Origin of the sequence: Plantactinospora sp. BC1 (assembly GCF_003030345.1) — a bacterium.
Lineage (GTDB): Bacteria > Actinomycetota > Actinomycetes > Mycobacteriales > Micromonosporaceae > Plantactinospora.
The window spans coordinates 1,870,544-1,886,431 of sequence record NZ_CP028158.1 but is presented as its reverse complement, the minus strand read 5'-3'; the positions used below and the strand labels follow the sequence as shown (position 1 = coordinate 1,886,431).

Sequence of the window (15,888 nt, the reverse complement as noted above, 5' to 3'; positions counted from 1 at the left end):
ACCCACCGAATGACCGACATGTTGCGTGCCCCCGCCGAGGTGAAGTACGCCGAGGAACTCGACTGGCTGGAGTCGGTCGACGACGGCCCCAAGCCGTTCTCCTGGCGGCTCAGCCCGCGGATGGTCCGGCTCTTCGTGCTCGGCTCCGAGCGGGCCGACGGCCTCGACCGGGAGATCTCGCAGAAGTGGTTCGGCGACCGGAGTTTCGTCGAGCGCAGCATCGTGACCCTGGCGTCGGACCGGGGCCTGCTGCTGATCGGCGACCCCGGCACCGGCAAGAGCTGGCTCGCCGAGCTGCTCGCCGCCGCGATCTGTCGCAACTCGACACTGGTGGTGCAGGGCACCGCCGGCACCACCGAGGACCACATCAAATACTCGTGGAACGTCTCGATGGTGATCGCCCGGGGCCAGTCCCGGGAGTCGATGATCCCATCACCGATCATGACGGCGATGGAGCGGGGGGTGATCGGGCGGTTCGAGGAGCTGACCCGGTCGACCAGCGACGTACAGGACGCGTTGATCTCCATCCTCTCCGAGAAGTACGTCTCCATCCCGGAGCTGGACGACGACAACATCGTCTTCGCCCAGCCGGGCTTCTCGATCATCGCCACCGCGAACAGTCGGGACCGGGGCGTGAACGACCTCTCCTCGGCACTCAAGCGCCGGTTCAACTTCGTCCGCATCCCGGTGGTGACGAACAAGCGCAGCGAGGCCGAGATCGTCCGGTTCCGTACCACCGAACTGCTGCGCCGGCACCGGATCGAACTGGACGTGCCGCCGACACTGCTGGACATCCTGTTGCAGAGCTTCGCGGACCTGCGGGCGGCGGCGGCCGCGGCCGGCAGCGACGACGAGAAGCTGGAGTCGGCGCTCTCCACCGCCGAACAGATCGGTGTGCTGGAGGACGCGATCCTGCACAGCCACTTCTTCGGCGACCGTACCCTGCGGGCCGCCACGCTGGCCGGCTCGCTGGTCGGCTCGCTGGCCCGACGTGCCCCGGAGGACCTGGCGATCCTGAACAAGTACTGGCACGGCGTGGTCGAGCCGCGCAGCAAGGCCGACGGCGGGTCGTGGCCGGAGTTCCTCGAAGGCGGTCGCGAGGCGATCGCGACGCTCTCATGAGCGCCGGCCCCTCCGATACCCGCGTCGACGTCCCGGACCGGTCGGCGGGCACCTTCGCCCCGCTGCGCGCGCAGCTCGAGGCGGCGGCGACCACGTTCGCCGGTGGTCCGGGCGCGGTGGCCGAGATCCTCACCGGAATCGTCGACGACGTCGACCGGGCGCTGGGGGAGGAGCTGGAGATCTTCCCGGTCTGCCACCACTCGCCCGCCTCCGCGCTGGCGATGGCCCGCCGGCTCCGCGAGAAGCAGCCCGCCGTCATCTACCTGGAACTCTGCGAGGACCTGCGACCGCTGCTGGAGGAGCTGCGCAACTGCCGGCTGCCGGTGGCGTTGCAGGCGTTCGCCTCCGATCTCGACGGGTTCCCGTCGGCCTGGGCGCCGCTCAACATCGTCGCCCCGATCAGCGAGGCGTCGGCCGAATACCAGGCCATCGCGTACGCGCTGGAGACCCCGGGCGTCGAACTGGTTCTGGTGGACCGGTCGGCGGACCACGTCTTCCAGTGGACGCCCACCGCGTCGGCCGAGCCAGCCTCCGACGCGGGGCCGGAGTCCGGTGAGGATGACGCGACTCCGGACGGGTCCGGCGGGCAGCCGGCGGAGGAGGCGGCGCTGCACGGGGAGGCGGTCGGGATCGGGATGGGCGACCTGCGTCCCCGGTTCGCCGAACTCCGGTCGTACCTGCTGCACCACGGCAGGGTGCGGCACTGGTCGGAGTGGTGGGACCAGTATGTCGAGCAGCCGCTCGCCGACGCCGACTACGACACGTACCGGCAGGTGATGGTCCTGATCGGCAGCCTGATCCGGCGACTGCGTCCACCGGCCGGTTCCGGTCCCGACGACCGGGACGCCGACCGCGAGCGCTACATGTGGACCCGGATGCGTCAGCACATGGCGGCCACCGGCGTCGACCGGTCCCGCTGCCTCTACGTCTGCGGCGCCTTCCACGCGGCCAGCCCGGTCGAGGAGTTCGGCACCGCGCCCGGCACCCCCGACTGGGAGATCAGCCCGCGCACCGCCACCCGCTGGCTGTACGGGCTCATCCCGTCCAGCCACTCGGCGATCGAGCGGCAGTTCGACCTCGCCCCCGGGTCGGTGTCGATCGCCCAGGCCGGCTGGGCGAAGGCGGTGGGTCGGGGCGGTGTCACGCCGTACCAGCTTGCGGGGCAGCAGGCGGGCCGCAAGCGGGGCCGGGCGAAGAAGCAGCCCGCGGCAGCGGCGGCACCGGCACCGGTCACCGACCGGCTCTCCGGCTTCCTCTCCCGGCCGCCGGTGCTGGACGAGGTCGACGAGGCGGAGCTGCTCGGCTGGTGCGTCGACATCGTGCGGCTGGCCCGCCGCAACGGCTACCTGGCCAGCACCGCCGACGCGATCGCGGTATTCGAGACCTCGATCCTGCTGGCCGGGATCCGCCACCGGGCCCGACCGACGCCCTACGACTTCTCCGACGCGGCGGTCACCTGCATCGAGAAGGACGTCGTCCCGGGCCGGCGGGACGTACGCCGGCTCTGCGAGATCCTGCTCGGCGGTGACCGGATCGGCCAGGTCGGCTACGACGCGCTGCCGCCGCTGGCCCGGGACGTCTTCGACCGGCTCGCGCCGCTGGGGCTGGCCCTGGAGACCCGCACCATCCAGCGGGCCCTGCTGGACCTGACCGCCCGTCCAGAGCTGGCGCCCTGCTCGGACCTGCTCTGGGTGCTGCACCGGCTGCTGCCCGACGGCGTCGTCCGGCCGATCATGGGGGAGCGGCGGCTCGGTGAGCGCTCCATCCAGGAGAGCTGGGACCTGGGCCTGGGCCGGCACCAGCGCGCGGTGATCGAGCTGGGCTACGAGGGCATCACCGTCGAACAGGTGCTGGAGAAGCGGCTGCGTCGCTCGGTCTGGGCTCCGGACGCCACCGCCGCGGTCGCGCTGGCGGCGGTCGAGGACGCGATCCTCTTCCTGCCCAGCCGGCGCTTCGTCGACGAACTCGGTGCGCGGGCCGTCGAACTGCTCTCCGCCGAGCGCACCGTGGACGACGCGCCCGAGGTGCTGCGCCGGATCCGCCGGCTGCTGGCGCACTACCGCAACACCGAGCCGGAGCTGCCGGCCTGGTGCGAGAGTTTCGTGACGACCGGGTACGCGCACTACTGCACCCTGCTGCCGACCGCGTTCACCGACGACGAGACCGGGGTACGCCAGGTCGGGGCGATGCTCGGCTTCCTCTTCTCGATGGAGAGCCTGGCGTTGTCCCTCGGCTGCGACCGTGCCCAACTGGAGCTGGCGGTGCGGCAGTCGCATCCGGAGGCCCCGGCGAAGGTGGCGCTGCTCTGGGCCGCCCAGTCCCAGCTGGGGCTGCTGTCGGTGGCGCAGCTCCGGTCCCGCTGTGCCGAACTGTTGGGCAATCCGCTGGTCGTGCCGGCGTTCCCGCAGTACCTGAGCGGTTTCGTCCAGGCGTTGGAGCCGGTGCCGACGCTGACCCCCTTCGTCGTGGAAGTGATCTCCGAGGCGTTCGCCCGGTTGCCCGACCCGGTGCTGCTGCCCTGGCTGCCGAAGCTGATCACGACGCTGCGGGAGCAGGGTCGGGAACTCGTTCCGCTGCTGGTCCGGGAGGCGGGTCGGACCTTCCCGGGAAGCCTCGCCACGCTCGACGCCTGGGCGCCGCCGTGGTCGACCGACGCGACCGCCCCGGTCGGGCCGGGTGCCGTGCCGGCCGGTGTCGAGGTGTTGTCGTCGGGGCCGGCGGTCGGGTTGCTGCGTGAGCATCCGGCCGCCTGCGACGCCGTTGCCGAGCTGCTCGGCTGCGATGCCGGCTGGCAGCCGGCCGGGGCGTCCGGGGGCGGGTCGCCGTCGAGCGGGGCGGCGTTGCTGCTGGGCGCGCATCCGGCGACCGCATCCGCCGTCGTCGAGCTGCTCGCCGGGACGGCCGGTTCCCGGTGAACCGGGCGGCCTCGCCGAAGGTGGTGGCAACGACCGGCAGCATTCCCGGTGCCGGCCCGACCGGCACCTGTACCTCCGCTGTAGCTGCTCCTGGAGGTGGCGTCCGTACCCTCGCGCAATGATCAGCATTGCTCGGACCGCCCGGGCCGTCGCGGTGGTCTGGCGGTCCGGGCGGGCCAACCTGACGGCGTACGTGCTGCTCGCGCCGATCGCGGGCGCGCTGCCGGTACTGGCGGCCTGGCTCACCAAACTCGTCCTCGACCGGGTCGCGAACGCCTCCGGTGGCCCGATCCTCGGGGTGGCGAGCGCGCTGGCGGGCGTCTCCATCGGCCTCGCCCTGGTGCCGCACCTGACGAACTACCTGCGGGCGGACCTCGGCCGCTCGTCCGCCATCGTCGCGCTGGACCAGCTCTACGCCGCCACCGACCGCCTCGCCGGGCTGCGCCGGCTGGAGGAGCCGGCCTTCCAGAACACGCTCCGGCTCGCCGAGCAGGCCGGGCGGGACGGGCCCGGCCGCTGCGTCGACGGGCTGCTCGGCCTGGTGCAGGGCACGGTGCTGCTGACCGGCTTTCTCGGCACCCTCGTGGTGATCAGCCCGGTGATGGCCCTGCTGGTGGCGGCGGGCGGCGTACCGGCGCTGGTGGCGGAGGTCCGGCTGAGCCGGCGACGGGCGAACCTGCTCTGGGAGATCGGGCCGGGCGAGCGGCGCGAGATGTTCTACGCCAGCCTGCTGACCAGCCTCTCCGCGGCCAAGGAGATCCGCCTGCTGCGGCTGGGCGGGTTGTTCCGGCGGCGGATGCTCGCCGAGCTGGGTACGGCGAGTGCCGCCCGCCGGGCCCTCGAACGCCGGGAGGTACGCGTCCAGGCGCTGCTCGCGATCCTGAGCGCGACGCTCTCCGGCGGCGGCCTGGTGTGGGCGGTCGTCACCGCCCGGTCCGGCGGGCTCACGGTGGGCGACGTGGCCGTCTTCGTCGCCGCCGTCGCCGGGGTGCAGAGCAGCCTGAGCACGCTGATCGACCACATCGCCGGCATCCACCAGGCGATGCTGCTGCTCGCCCACTACGAGCAGGTCGTCACCTGCCCGCCGGACCTGCCGGAGCCGACCCGGCCACGACCGGTCCCCCCGCTGCGGCGGGGCATCGAGTTGCGCGACGTCTGGTTCCGCTACGGCCCGGACCACCCGTGGGTGCTGCGCGGCGTGCACCTGTTCATCCCGGCCGGCCAGGCGGTGGCCCTGGTCGGCCACAACGGCGCCGGCAAGAGCACCCTGGTCAAGCTGCTCTGCCGGTTCTACGACCCGACCCGGGGCGCGATCCTCTGGGACGGTCTCGACCTGCGCGAGCTGCCGGTGGCGGAGCTGCGGGCCCGGATCGGCGCGGTGTTCCAGGACTACATGACCTACGACCTGACGGCCGCGGAGAACATCTGGCTCGGCGACGTCGACCCGGCCGGCCCGGACCAGGTGCGTGCCGAGGACGCCGCCCGGATCGCCGACGCCGCCCGCCGGGCCGGCATCCACGAGACCATCGAGGCGCTGCCCCGGGGGTACGCGACGATGCTGTCCCGGGTCTTCGAACTGGACGGCGATCCGGCGGACGCGGGCGTACTGCTCTCCGGCGGGCAGTGGCAGCGGGTGGCGATCGCCCGCTCCGTACTGCCCCCGGCGCGGGACCTGCTCATCCTGGACGAGCCGAGTGCCGGTCTGGACGCCGAGGCCGAGCGGGACATCCAGCTCCGGCTGGCCCACTACCGGGCCGGCCGGACCACCGTGCTGATCTCGCACCGGCTCGGTACGCTGCGGGACGCCGACCTGATCGTGGTGCTGTCGGGTGGGCGGGTCGTCGAGGCGGGCCGGCACGAGGAGCTGTTGGCGGTCGACGGCACCTACGCCACGCTCTTCCGGATGCAGGCGTCGGGTTACGCCCCGGCGGAGGCGGAAGTGGAGGCGGAGGCGGAGACGACACCGGCCGGCTGACCCGCCCCGGCCAGGAACGTCTCGAGTACCCCGTCCCGCTGGCCGGGCAGGTCGGCGAAGATCAGGTTGGCGCGTCGGGCGTACCCGTCGGCCGCCGCCCGCTCGCCACGGCGCTCGCGTATCCGGCCGAGCTGCCGGAGCGCCGCCGCCTCGCCGTACCGGTCGCCGGCCTCCCGGGCCAGGGTCAGCGCCTCCTCGCCGTCCTGCTGGGCCAACGCCACGTCGCCGATCCGCAGGTACACCTCCGAGCGGCTGAGCAGCGCCTCCCACTCGTCCTCCCGGTTGCCGGTCCGCCGGCACAGCCGCAGGCCGGCGGTGAGGGCCGTCAACGCGGCCAGGTGCCGTCCGAGTTGGCTCTGCGTGCGGCCGAGCGCGACCAGGGTGATCGCCTCGCCGACGGCGTCGTCGTCTTCGCGCCGCATCGCCAGGCAGCGGGTGAGGTGGACGTCGGAGGCCGGGAAGTCGCCAAGCTCGAACTCGATCTCCGCCAGGTTGTGCAGCGCCATGGCGAGCCACACCGGTTTCGCCTCGGCGAGCAGCCCGACGGCCGCCCGGACGAGTTCCGCCGCCCGGCGGGGCGATCCTGTCCGGTGGTGGAACCAGCCGAGGTTCTGGAGCGCCCGCCCCTCACCCTCGCGATCACCCAGCCGGCGCCACAGCCCGAGCGCCGATTTCAGCGCGCCGCGCGCCGCCTCCGGGGATCCGGTACGCCAGTGCAGCGTCGCGCGCAGCGGCAGCACGGTGGCCCGGGCGGCGTCGTCCCGGGTCAGGGTCGCCGCCTGCTCACAGACGCCGACCAGCGCGTCGGCCTCCGCCCACCGGTTGTGCTTCTGCAACCAGACGGCCACCGACGGAATCGCCTCCACGCAGAGCCGGCTCAGCTGCGGTGCCGCGTCGCACGCCTGGCGCGCCGCCGCGATGATTCCGGCCAGTTCGCCGTCGACCCAGCGCACGGCGTCGTCGATGGTGCCCAGTTCGGCGACGGTGGGCCCGGCGGCCAGCTCGGCCACCCGCTGCGGGCGCAGCAGCTGGCCCGCGCGCAGCACCGTGGTCAGATACGCGGTGAGCCCGCGCCGGACCGCGCGTTCGCGCTCGGCGGTCGGATCCACCTCCTCGGCCAGCTCCGCGCCGAAGAGCCGGAGCAGGTCGTGGAAGCGGAACCGGGCCGGCCCGATCGCGTCCAGCAGGTGCGTCTCGGTGAGCCGGTCCAGCAGGGTCAGGGCGCGCCGTTGCGGGACCCCGATGGTGACCGCCGCGAGCGGCAGCGGCAGCTCCGGCACCCGCAGCAGCGACAGCGACCGGAAGGCGGCCGCCGCCGTACGGTCGTCCGGATCGGCGCTGTCGAGCAGCTGGCGGTAGGTGTGCCAGAAGCTGGACCGGATGGCGAGGTCCTCCGCACGGAGTTCGTCGAGGCGTTCCCGCTCGTCGTCCAGCCGGCCGGCGAGTACCGAGACGGACCAGTCGGGGCGGGCCGCGAGTCGGGCACCGGCGATGCGCAGCGCCAGCGGGTGCCCGTCGCAGAGCGTCACGAGTTGCTCGGTCGCGTCCGGGTCGACCGCCACCCGGCCGTCCCCGCAGAGAGTGTCGAGGAGCTGCCGCGCCTCGGCGTCGCTGAGTCGGTCCAGCCGGAGCCGGAGCGCGTCGAGGGTGCTCGCCGGCCGGCGGCTGGTGACCAGGACCGCGCAGTCCCGACCGGCCGGGAGCAGGGATCTGATCTGCGCCGCCCCGGTCGCGCCGTCGAGGAGGATCAGCAACCGCCGGGCGGCGGTCTCGGACCGGAACCGCGCGGCCGCCTCGCCCAGGTCGAGCGGTACGTCCCTGGCCGGCACGCCGAGTGCGCGCAGCAGCTGACCGAGCGCGGACAGCGGGTCGAGACCGGGCATGCCGCAGGTCCCGCCCTGTAGGTCGAGGTAGAGCTGTCCGTCGGGGTAGTGGGCCGCGAGCCGGTGCGCGGCGCGTACCGCCAGGGTGGTCTTGCCCATCCCGCCGGGGCCGTGCAGCACCACCACCGCCGGACCGGTCCGCGTCCCGTTCGCGGCGGTGCAGGCCCGCGCGATGGTACCCAGCTCGTCGACCCGGCCGACGAACGCGGCCGGGTCCGGCGGCAACTGCCGGGGCGGCCCCGGTGGCTCGCTGGGCACGGCGGCCGGCGGCGGGTCGACGGGCTCGGCGCTCGCGTCCGATGTGGACAGCTCCGGGGCCCGGCGCAGGATGGCCTGGTGCAGCCGGGACAGCTCCGTGCCGGGTTCGAGGCCGAGCTGGTCGGCGAAGACCGCCCGGGTCTGCGCGTACGCGGCCAGTGCCGCCGGGGCGTCGCCGGAGCGGTACAGCGCCAGCATGAGCTGGTGACGCAGCCGCTCCCGGTACGGGTTGGCGGTGATCAGCAGCCGCAGCTCGCCGGTGACCGAGGCGTGCTCGCCGCGCGCGAGGCGTACCTGGATCAGGTCCTCGACCAGCGACAGGTGTTGCTCCTCCAGCAGGGTGATCCGGGCGGCCAGTTCCGGCCCCGGGCGTACGTCCTCGGCCGGCCGGCCCCGCCACAGCTCCAGCGCGGCCCGGAATTGTGCGGTGGCGGTGGCGGGGTCGCCGCGATCCAGTGCCGCCCGGCCCAGCTCGACCGCGCTCTGGAAGCGGTGCAGGTCCAGCTCCTCCGGGTCGACCCGCAGCCGGTATCCGGCGGCACCGGCGACCAGCCGGTCGTCGTCGGCGGCTCCGCCCTCCAGTTCGGACAGCAACCGGCGCAGCCCGCTGGCGTAGGTGCGCAGGTTCGCCACCGCCGAGCGGGGCGGCTGGTCCCACAGCTCGCCGACGAGACGGTCCAGCGAGACCCGCTCGTTGGCCGAGAGCAGCAGGATGGCCAGCATCGCCCGCTGTTTCTGCGGGCCGACCGGCACGGCCCGACGGGCGGCGGTGATCCGGAGTGGGCCGAGTAGCTGGAATCGCAGGCTCAAGGCACCTCTACCAGTTTTGTATCGATGTTGTAGGTCGCCGTGTACCACGGCCGGCTACCGTCCGCGATCAGTCTAGAGATCCAGATTGGAGGTACGCGATGACCCGTCACGTCGGCACCCTGGCGGACCGGTTCTTGGCGCTGATGCTGCCCAAGACCACCGCCTCGGCGGTCTGCCAGCCGTCCTGCACCAACACCCCGATGTGCTGCCGGTTCACCAACACCCGGTTCAAGTGGCGCACCTGTAACAGCCAGTGCCAGTGCTGGTGGGGTACCGAGTGCTGAAGTACCGCCCGTGAGAGCGTCGCGGCCGGACACCCCCGGCCGCGACGCGCTCGTGCCCATTCCCGTCAGGAGCGAACCCGTGACCGTCGTCGTCGCCGTACTCGTCGTCCTCACCACACTCACGCTGTTGAACCTGCTGCTCACCTTCGGCGTCGTCAGGAAGCTGCGCGAGCACACGCAGGAGTTGGCCGCCGTCCGCCCGCCGGTGACCCTCACGGTCGGCGCGCGGGTGCCGGATTTCACCGCGTCGACCGCCGGCGGCGAGGTCGTCTCCCTCGCCTCGCTGCACGCGGCCGGCGCCCTGGTGGCGTTCCTCGCCCCCGACTGTTCGGGATGCCAGGAGCAGCTCCCCTCGGTACGGTCGGCGCTCGCCGAGGCGCTGGAGACGCCGACGGCGGTGCTCGTCGTGCTCACCAGGCTGCACCCGGAGCAGCCGGACCGGGAGGAGCGCGAGCGCGCCGAGCTGGTGGCGGCGCTGGGCGTCTCCGACACCCGGGCGGCGGTCGTCCACGAGCCGCTCGACGGGGCGCTCCAGTCGGCCTTCCAGGTCGCCGCCTTCCCCGCGTTCTATCTGGTCGGCACCGACGGGCGGGTGGCCGGGGTCAGCAACAGCGCCGCACAGCTAGCCGAGCTCGCCCCGGGGCGCGACGTCGTGCCCGCCGGGCGCTGATTCCACGGCGGCCCGCAGCCGTCGGACGACCACGCCCCGCACCAGTTCCGGTGCGAGTGCGCCGAAGGCGCGGGAGTCGAGGCTGTGTCGCGGTGCGTCGCCGAGGACGTAGACCTGTCCCTCCGGCAGCGCCGCCACCCGCTTGACCATCAACTGTGTGGCGGCGTCGACGTCGCCCGAGGTGATCCTGATGCCGGGCGGCGGCAGGCAGACGACGACGGCGCCGACCCGCAGTCGCCGCCGGAATCCCCGCCGGAGCACGAGGAGCTGATCGCCGTCCCGGTACGTCGGGGTCATGCTGTCGCCGTTGACCCCGACGACCTGGAGCAGGGCGCGGGCAACCAGGACGGCGATCCCGAGCGTCACGAACGAGCCGGCGACGATCAGCAGAGTGGGTCCAGGCACCGCGCCACGGTAGCCCCTCGTGGGGCGGGCGTTGACAGGAGGCGGGAGAGCGTGTCGTACGTGTCGGAGTTCAGCCGGTGGCTGCTCGTACTGGTCTTCCTGGCCTCGGCCGGCAGCAAGGTGCGGGGGCGGGCGGCGTTCCGGGCCTTCGCCGACTCGTTGCGGGCGATGGCGCTGCTGCCGTCCCGGGTGGTCGTCCCGCTGGCGGTGGCGGTGACGGCGGCCGAGGCGGTGGTGCCGCTGCTGCTGGTACCGCTGCCCGTCGCCGAGGTGACCACGGTCGGGTTCGCGCTGGCGGCGGCCCTGTTGGCGGCGTTCACGGTGGCGGTCGCGGCGGTGCTCCGCCGTGGTACCCGGGTCTCCTGCCGGTGCTTCGGGGAAGCCGCCGCGGCCCCGTTCGGCCGGCAGCACCTCGCCCGCAACGTCGTGCTGACCGTGGTCGCCGGGATCGGCGGGTACGTCTCGCTCGGTGGTACCGGGATGACGGTCGGCACGGTCGTGCTCGCCGTACCGCTGGCCGTGGTGGGGGCGCTCGTCGTCGTCCGCCTCGACGACATCGTCGCGCTCTTCCTGCCCGGCACCCCGGCCGGGGGAGCGGCCCGTCGCGGTACCGCCGTCCGGGGCGGCCGTTCGGTCGGCTGAGCGGCCGGGCTCGGAACGAGGTCGCCTCGGGGCCGCCCGTAGTCTTCGGCGGGTGAGGGAGATCGTGACGTACCTGGAGCTGACGGCCCGCGACCAGTTCGTCCCGGCCGACCCGGTGCCCGGGCTGGCGCTGGAGCCGTTGGACCGGGACTCGCCGTTGGTCGTCGAGTTGCAGGTCGAGATCGGCGCTCCGCACGGCTGGCCGTGCGCGACCCGAACCGGGGAGGAATGGCGCGCCTGGTTCACCCGCTACCCGGACCGGGTGTTCTGGCTGCTCTCTTTCGCCGGTGAGCCGGCGGGACTGGTTGCCTACGATCTCCATCCCGGCGACGAGGTGGAGATCGAGACCTTCGGGCTGGTGCCGAGGTTCGTCGGCCGGCGCCTGGGCGGGTACGCGTTGACGCTCGGGGTCCAGCGGGCCTGGGAACTGACTCCCACCGTACGGCGGATCTGGTTGCACACCTCGTCGGTGGACCACCCGCACGCCCTGCCCAACTATCACCGCCGAGGCTTCCGCACCTTCCGGACCGAAGAGGGCGAACGCGGCTGAGCCGACGCCGACGATCTCGACAAGCGAACGATCCTCATGACATCGTCGGTGTCCGCCACCATCCGGGGCTGCCGGGCTCCGGGGGGAGGAGACGGAGGGACGATGTCCGCGCTCAGCTTCCTCGCTCGCCGTCGGCGTACCGCTGACGGCACCGTCCACACCGGCCGACCCGGCCGACGGAGCCGCCCCGCCCCGCCCGCCGGGACCGGCACCACGTCCGCCCGATCCCGCACCCGCCGGGGCCTCACCGGTGCCCTCGGCATCACCCTGACCGCCGTACTCGGCGCTGGCCTGGCGACGCCGGCCGCCGCCTGGACCGGCGGTGCCGGGCAGCGGCTCGACATCGAGGTCCTCTCCAGCCGGGCCGATCAGGTCACCGGCGGCGACGCGCTGGTCCGGGTCACCGTCGACGGCCGGACCGACCCGCGCTCGGTCCGGGTCACCCGTAACGGCGCCGACGTCACCCGCGCGTTCCGGGTCGACGGCCGGTCACTGCGCGGCGTCGTCGACGGGCTCCGGGACGGCGCGAACCTGCTCCGGGCGAGCGCCCGGTCGGCCCGTACCGCGACCCTGGCCGTACGCAACCATCCGATCTCCGGTCCGATTTTCTCCGGGCCACAGCAGTATCCGTTCCTCTGCCGCACCGAACAGAACGGACTCGGCGCCCCGCTCGTGGACAACCAGGACCGTCAGGGCATGCGGGTGTCCGGTCCGGACGGCGCGATCGTCGGCTGGAGCCGGGACTGTGCCGCCCCGACCGTCACCGACCGGCTCTACCGGGCCGCCGACGGCACGTTCAAGCCGATGCCGACGGACGGCAGCCGCCCGGCCGACCTGACCACCACCCGCACCCTGGACGGCCGGACCGTCGACTACGTCGTACGTCGGGAACGCGGCACCATCAACCGGTTCGTCTACTCGATCGCGGTGCTGGAGGGGAACTGGAACCGGCGGGTCGTCTACCGCTTCGACGGCGGGGTGGCGATCGGACACGACCAGGGTCGGCTTCCCGGCGGGCACCTCTACCACGAGGGTCTCTCGCTCGGCTACGCCGTCCTCTACTCCACCGGCACCCGCACCGCCACCCACTACAACCTCGTGCTCGGCGGCGAGACCGCGCTGATGCTGAAGGAGCACTTCGTCGAGGAGTACGGCGTTCCGCTCTACACGGTCGGGGTCGGCGGCTCCGGCGGCGGCATCCAGCAGTACGTCTACGGCCAGAACTACGGCAACCGGGTGATCGACGCCGCGATTCCGCAGTACTCGTATCCGGACATGGCCACCCAGACGATCCACGTCGGCGACTGTGAGCTGCTCGAGTACTACATGGACGTCACCGATCGCGCGAACCCGAAGTGGCGGAACTGGGAGAACCGGACCTGGCTGATCGGCATGAACGCCAGCGCCACGGTGCCGAACCCGTACCTCGGTGGTGCGCCCGGCTCCACCGAGTGCATCGAGGGCTGGCGCGGCCTGACCCCGCTGGCACTGAACCCGCGCTGGTTCCCCGGCGACCCGCTTTGGGACCGGATGGACCCGCCCGGGGTGGCCGAGACGGTGCAGTGGTCGCACTGGGGCGACCTGGTCAACATCTACGGCACCGGCCCGGACGGGTACGCCCGGTCCACCTGGGACAACGTCGGCGTCCAGTACGGGCTCTCGGCGCTGACCTCGGGCCGGATCACCCCGGCCGAGTTCCTCGACCTGAACGCCCGGGTCGGCTCCTGGAAGCCGCAGTCGGAGATGGTGCAGGAGGGCTGCCCGTTCACCCCGGCGGCCTGTGCCGACCCGGCCCAGTTCGACCCCTGGTCGTCCCGGAACATGCGCCTGTCGCCGGACGGCGGTCGGACACCGGCACCGCGTACCACGGGTGACCGGCGGGCGATCCGGGCCGCGTACGAGTCCGGGATCGTCTTCACCGGCGACATCGACATCCCCATCATCGACTGGCGGCACTACCTCGAAGAACAGCTGGACATGCACAACTCGCACCAGTCCTTCGCGTCCCGGCAGCGGATGCGCGACCACGACCGGGACGCCGGCAACCAGGTCATCTGGTTCACCGACGCCCGCCCGGCCGAGGCGCACGACCAGACCCCGGAGGCGCTGGCGGTGATCGACGACTGGATGGCCAACCTGCGTCTCCGGCCGTGGCGGGGCGTGCAGGGCAACAGGCCGGCGCTCGCCGTCGACCGCTGCTTCCGCACCGACGGTACGGAGATCGCCCGGGGTGACCGCGTCTGGGACGGCATCCTCGACAACCGGCCCGACGGCGCCTGCACCCGACAGTTCCCGCTCTACGGGACGTCCCGGACGGTCGCCGGTGGGCCGATCGAGGGCGGCGTCTACGCCTGCGACCGGCAGCCGGTCCGGGTGGCGATCGCCTGGGGCCTCTACGGATCGTGGCGCCCGACCGACGCCGAGCGGCGGCGCCTGGAGCAGATCTTCCCGACGGGGGTCTGCGACTACCGCTGACGCACCGCCGGCCACGAGCCGGCGCCCGACCTCCAGGCCGGGCCGAGCGGACCGCCTCGCGTCGAAGCTGGCGCGGTGCGGCCGAGCGGCCCGGCCGCGGTCTGTCACGGCCACGGTGGACGTCGTCCCGGCCGGTCGTTCGGTCGTCGGTCCTGTTCGGAGGGCGTTGACAGCCTATACATAACCGTTAAGCTCTAACCGTTATGTATAGGCGGTCGGGGTTCGGGTCACGGGCTCGCCGGCACCGCCGCGCCAGGGGGAGGGGCGACCGATGACCGAGCACGCCGTCCGGCCGGCCGCGATCACCGCGGACAGCGCGCCGCCGGGAGTACCCGAGTCGTCCGCGACCGCCGACGGCGGGCGGGTCGCGCCGCCCCCGGTCGCCTGGCGACCGCTCGGCGCCGTCGCCGCGCTGGTCGGCACGCTGCTGTTGGCCACCAACGGGGGCTACGGCTACCACCGCGACGAGCTCTACTTCCTGATGCTCCGCCCCGACTGGGGCTACCGGGACCAGCCGCCGCTCACCCCGGCGGTCGCCCGGCTGGCCGACACCCTCTCCGGCGGCTCGCTCTGGGGACTGCGGGTGCCGGCCACCCTCTGCGTGCTGGCAGCGCTGCTGCTGGCCGCCCTGCTCGCCCGCGAACTCGGCGGCGGCGCGCTCGCCCAGACCCTGGCCGCGTTCGGTCTCGGCACCGGGGCGGCCACGCTGATCTTCGGACACGTGCTGCTCACCGCCGGGTTCGACGTGGTGGTCTGGCTCGGCATCGTCCTCTGTGCCACCCGGGCGCTGCTGCGCGACCAGCCGCGCTGGTGGCTGGCGGCCGGGGCGGTGCTCGGGATCGGGCTCTACAACAAACTGCTGGTGGCGCTCCTGCTGGTCGGGCTCGGCGCCGGGCTGCTCGCGGTGGGACCGCGTCGGGTCCTGGCCAACCGCTGGCTCTGGGCCGGCGTGGCGCTCGCCCTGGTGGTCGGCGCACCCAACCTGGTCTACCAGCTCAGCCACGAGCTGCCCCAGGCCGACATGGCCGGCGCGATCGCCGAGAACAAGGGCGCCGAGTCGCGGACCACCTTCCTGCCCTTCCAGTTCCTGCTGATCGGGCCGCTGCTGGCGGCGGTCTGGCTCGCCGGCCTGGTCGGGCTGCTGCGTCGCCGACCGTGGGGGCCGGTACGCGCGCTCGCCGTGGCGTACCTGGTCGTCTGCGTACTGGTGCTGGTCTCCGGCGGTCAGCCCTACTACCCGTACGCGCTGCTCGGCGTGCTCTTCGCCGCCGGGTGCGTACTGGTGGCCGAGTGGCTGCGGCGGGGGCGACGGCGGCTCCGCGCCCTCGTGGTCGGCGCGGCGTACCTGCTGAACGCGGCGACGAGCGCGGTGATCGCGCTGCCGCTGCTCCCGGTCGAGGTGCTCGGCGACACGCCGGTACCCGGCATCAACATCACCGCCGCCGACTCGGTCGGCTGGCCCCGCTACGTCGACCAGGTGGTCCGGGCGTACGACGAACTCGCGCCCGCCGACCGGGCCGCGGCGGTCGTGCTGACCGCCAACTACGGCGAGGCCGGTGCGCTCACCCGACTCGGCGCCGACCGGCTACCGCCGATCTACAGTGGACATAACGAGCTGGGCTTCTACGGACCGCCGCCGGAGTCGGCGACCGTGCTGATCGGGGTCGGCGTGGGCGAGGCGGCGGAGCTTCGCCGCTACTTCGGCGAGTGCCGGACCGCCGGCCGGCTCGACAACGGGGTCGGGGTCGACAACGAGGAGCAGGGCGTGCCGGTCGTGGTGTGCCACGACCGGGGGCCGGCCTGGGCCGAGCTGTGGCCCCGGGTCCGGCACTTCGACTGATCCCGTCCCGGAGCGCCGGGGCTGCGGGCGGGGGACAGTGCCCCGGCGGGCGTTCTGGT

At 73.3% G+C, this 15,888-nt stretch carries 11 protein-coding genes; 9 read left to right on the top strand and 2 right to left on the bottom strand.

What is annotated here, in order from left to right; translation table 11 throughout:
* Positions 1-9 precede the first annotated feature (9 nt).
* From C6361_RS08015 to C6361_RS08005, 3 genes are all read left to right on the top strand, one after another.
* A complete protein-coding gene (locus tag C6361_RS08015; protein WP_107256803.1) occupies positions 10-1,122 on the top strand; it encodes an AAA family ATPase in 1,113 nt (370 codons plus the stop codon).
* Positions 1,119-4,037 (top strand): DUF5682 family protein, encoded by a 2,919-nt coding sequence (locus C6361_RS08010; protein ID WP_107267317.1) that lies wholly within the window; start codon positions 1,119-1,121, stop codon positions 4,035-4,037. Before C6361_RS08015 ends, C6361_RS08010 begins: the two co-directional genes overlap by 4 nt.
* A gap of 118 nt (positions 4,038-4,155) precedes the next feature.
* On the top strand, positions 4,156-6,012 hold the full coding sequence (locus C6361_RS08005; protein WP_107267316.1) for an ABC transporter ATP-binding protein: 1,857 nt from the start codon (positions 4,156-4,158) through the stop codon (positions 6,010-6,012).
* On the opposite strand, the gene C6361_RS08000 is transcribed toward C6361_RS08005, so the two are convergent.
* Positions 5,955-8,963 (bottom strand): BTAD domain-containing putative transcriptional regulator, encoded by a 3,009-nt coding sequence (locus C6361_RS08000; RefSeq protein ID WP_107267315.1) that lies wholly within the window; start codon positions 8,961-8,963, stop codon positions 5,955-5,957. The genes C6361_RS08005 and C6361_RS08000 overlap by 58 nt on opposite strands.
* Positions 8,964-9,061: 98 nt before the next feature.
* On the opposite strand from C6361_RS08000, the gene C6361_RS36905 reads away from it, so the two are divergent.
* Both C6361_RS36905 and C6361_RS07995 read left to right on the top strand, forming a co-directional pair.
* Positions 9,062-9,247, top strand: a complete 186-nt coding sequence (locus C6361_RS36905) for a hypothetical protein (RefSeq protein WP_159079237.1) — start codon at positions 9,062-9,064, stop codon at positions 9,245-9,247.
* Between the two features lie 79 nt (positions 9,248-9,326).
* Positions 9,327-9,917, top strand: a complete 591-nt coding sequence (locus tag C6361_RS07995; RefSeq protein ID WP_159079236.1) for a peroxiredoxin — start codon at positions 9,327-9,329, stop codon at positions 9,915-9,917.
* Here the strand turns inward: C6361_RS07995 and C6361_RS07990 are convergent.
* Entirely contained in the window at positions 9,870-10,322 is a 453-nt protein-coding gene (locus C6361_RS07990; protein WP_234359395.1) for a S26 family signal peptidase, read from the bottom strand. The genes C6361_RS07995 and C6361_RS07990 overlap by 48 nt on opposite strands.
* A 51-nt stretch (positions 10,323-10,373) precedes the next feature.
* Between C6361_RS07990 and C6361_RS36900 the strand changes: the two genes are divergently transcribed.
* The 4 genes from C6361_RS36900 to C6361_RS07970 all read left to right on the top strand — a co-directional run bounded on the left by C6361_RS36900 (position 10,374) and on the right by C6361_RS07970 (position 15,829).
* Positions 10,374-10,964 (top strand): MauE/DoxX family redox-associated membrane protein, encoded by a 591-nt coding sequence (locus C6361_RS36900; protein ID WP_159079235.1) that lies wholly within the window; start codon positions 10,374-10,376, stop codon positions 10,962-10,964.
* 52 nt (positions 10,965-11,016) lie between these two features.
* The gene (locus C6361_RS07980) at positions 11,017-11,514 is read left to right on the top strand and encodes a GNAT family N-acetyltransferase (RefSeq protein ID WP_107267312.1); all 498 of its coding nucleotides are present in this window, start codon (positions 11,017-11,019) and stop codon (positions 11,512-11,514) included.
* Positions 11,515-11,616: 102 nt separating this feature from the next.
* Complete coding sequence (locus C6361_RS07975) at positions 11,617-13,989, top strand: DUF6351 family protein (RefSeq protein WP_107267311.1); 2,373 nt, start codon at positions 11,617-11,619, stop codon at positions 13,987-13,989.
* 271 nt (positions 13,990-14,260) lie between these two features.
* Entirely contained in the window at positions 14,261-15,829 is a 1,569-nt protein-coding gene (locus tag C6361_RS07970) for a glycosyltransferase family 39 protein (protein WP_107267310.1), read from the top strand.
* The last annotated feature ends 59 nt before the right edge of the window (positions 15,830-15,888 follow it).

Bases quoted from the DNA above. Each gene is read 5' to 3' on its own strand.
- C6361_RS08015 (WP_107256803.1), top strand. From the start codon at position 10: ATGACCGACATGTTGCGTGCCCCCGCCGAGGTGAAGTACGCCGAGGAA.
- C6361_RS08010 (WP_107267317.1), top strand. From the start codon at position 1,119: ATGAGCGCCGGCCCCTCCGATACCCGCGTCGACGTCCCGGACCGGTCG.
- C6361_RS08005 (WP_107267316.1), top strand. From the start codon at position 4,156: ATGATCAGCATTGCTCGGACCGCCCGGGCCGTCGCGGTGGTCTGGCGG.
- C6361_RS36905 (WP_159079237.1), top strand. From the start codon at position 9,062: ATGACCCGTCACGTCGGCACCCTGGCGGACCGGTTCTTGGCGCTGATG.
- C6361_RS07975 (WP_107267311.1), top strand. From the start codon at position 11,617: ATGTCCGCGCTCAGCTTCCTCGCTCGCCGTCGGCGTACCGCTGACGGC.
- C6361_RS07970 (WP_107267310.1), top strand. From the start codon at position 14,261: ATGACCGAGCACGCCGTCCGGCCGGCCGCGATCACCGCGGACAGCGCG.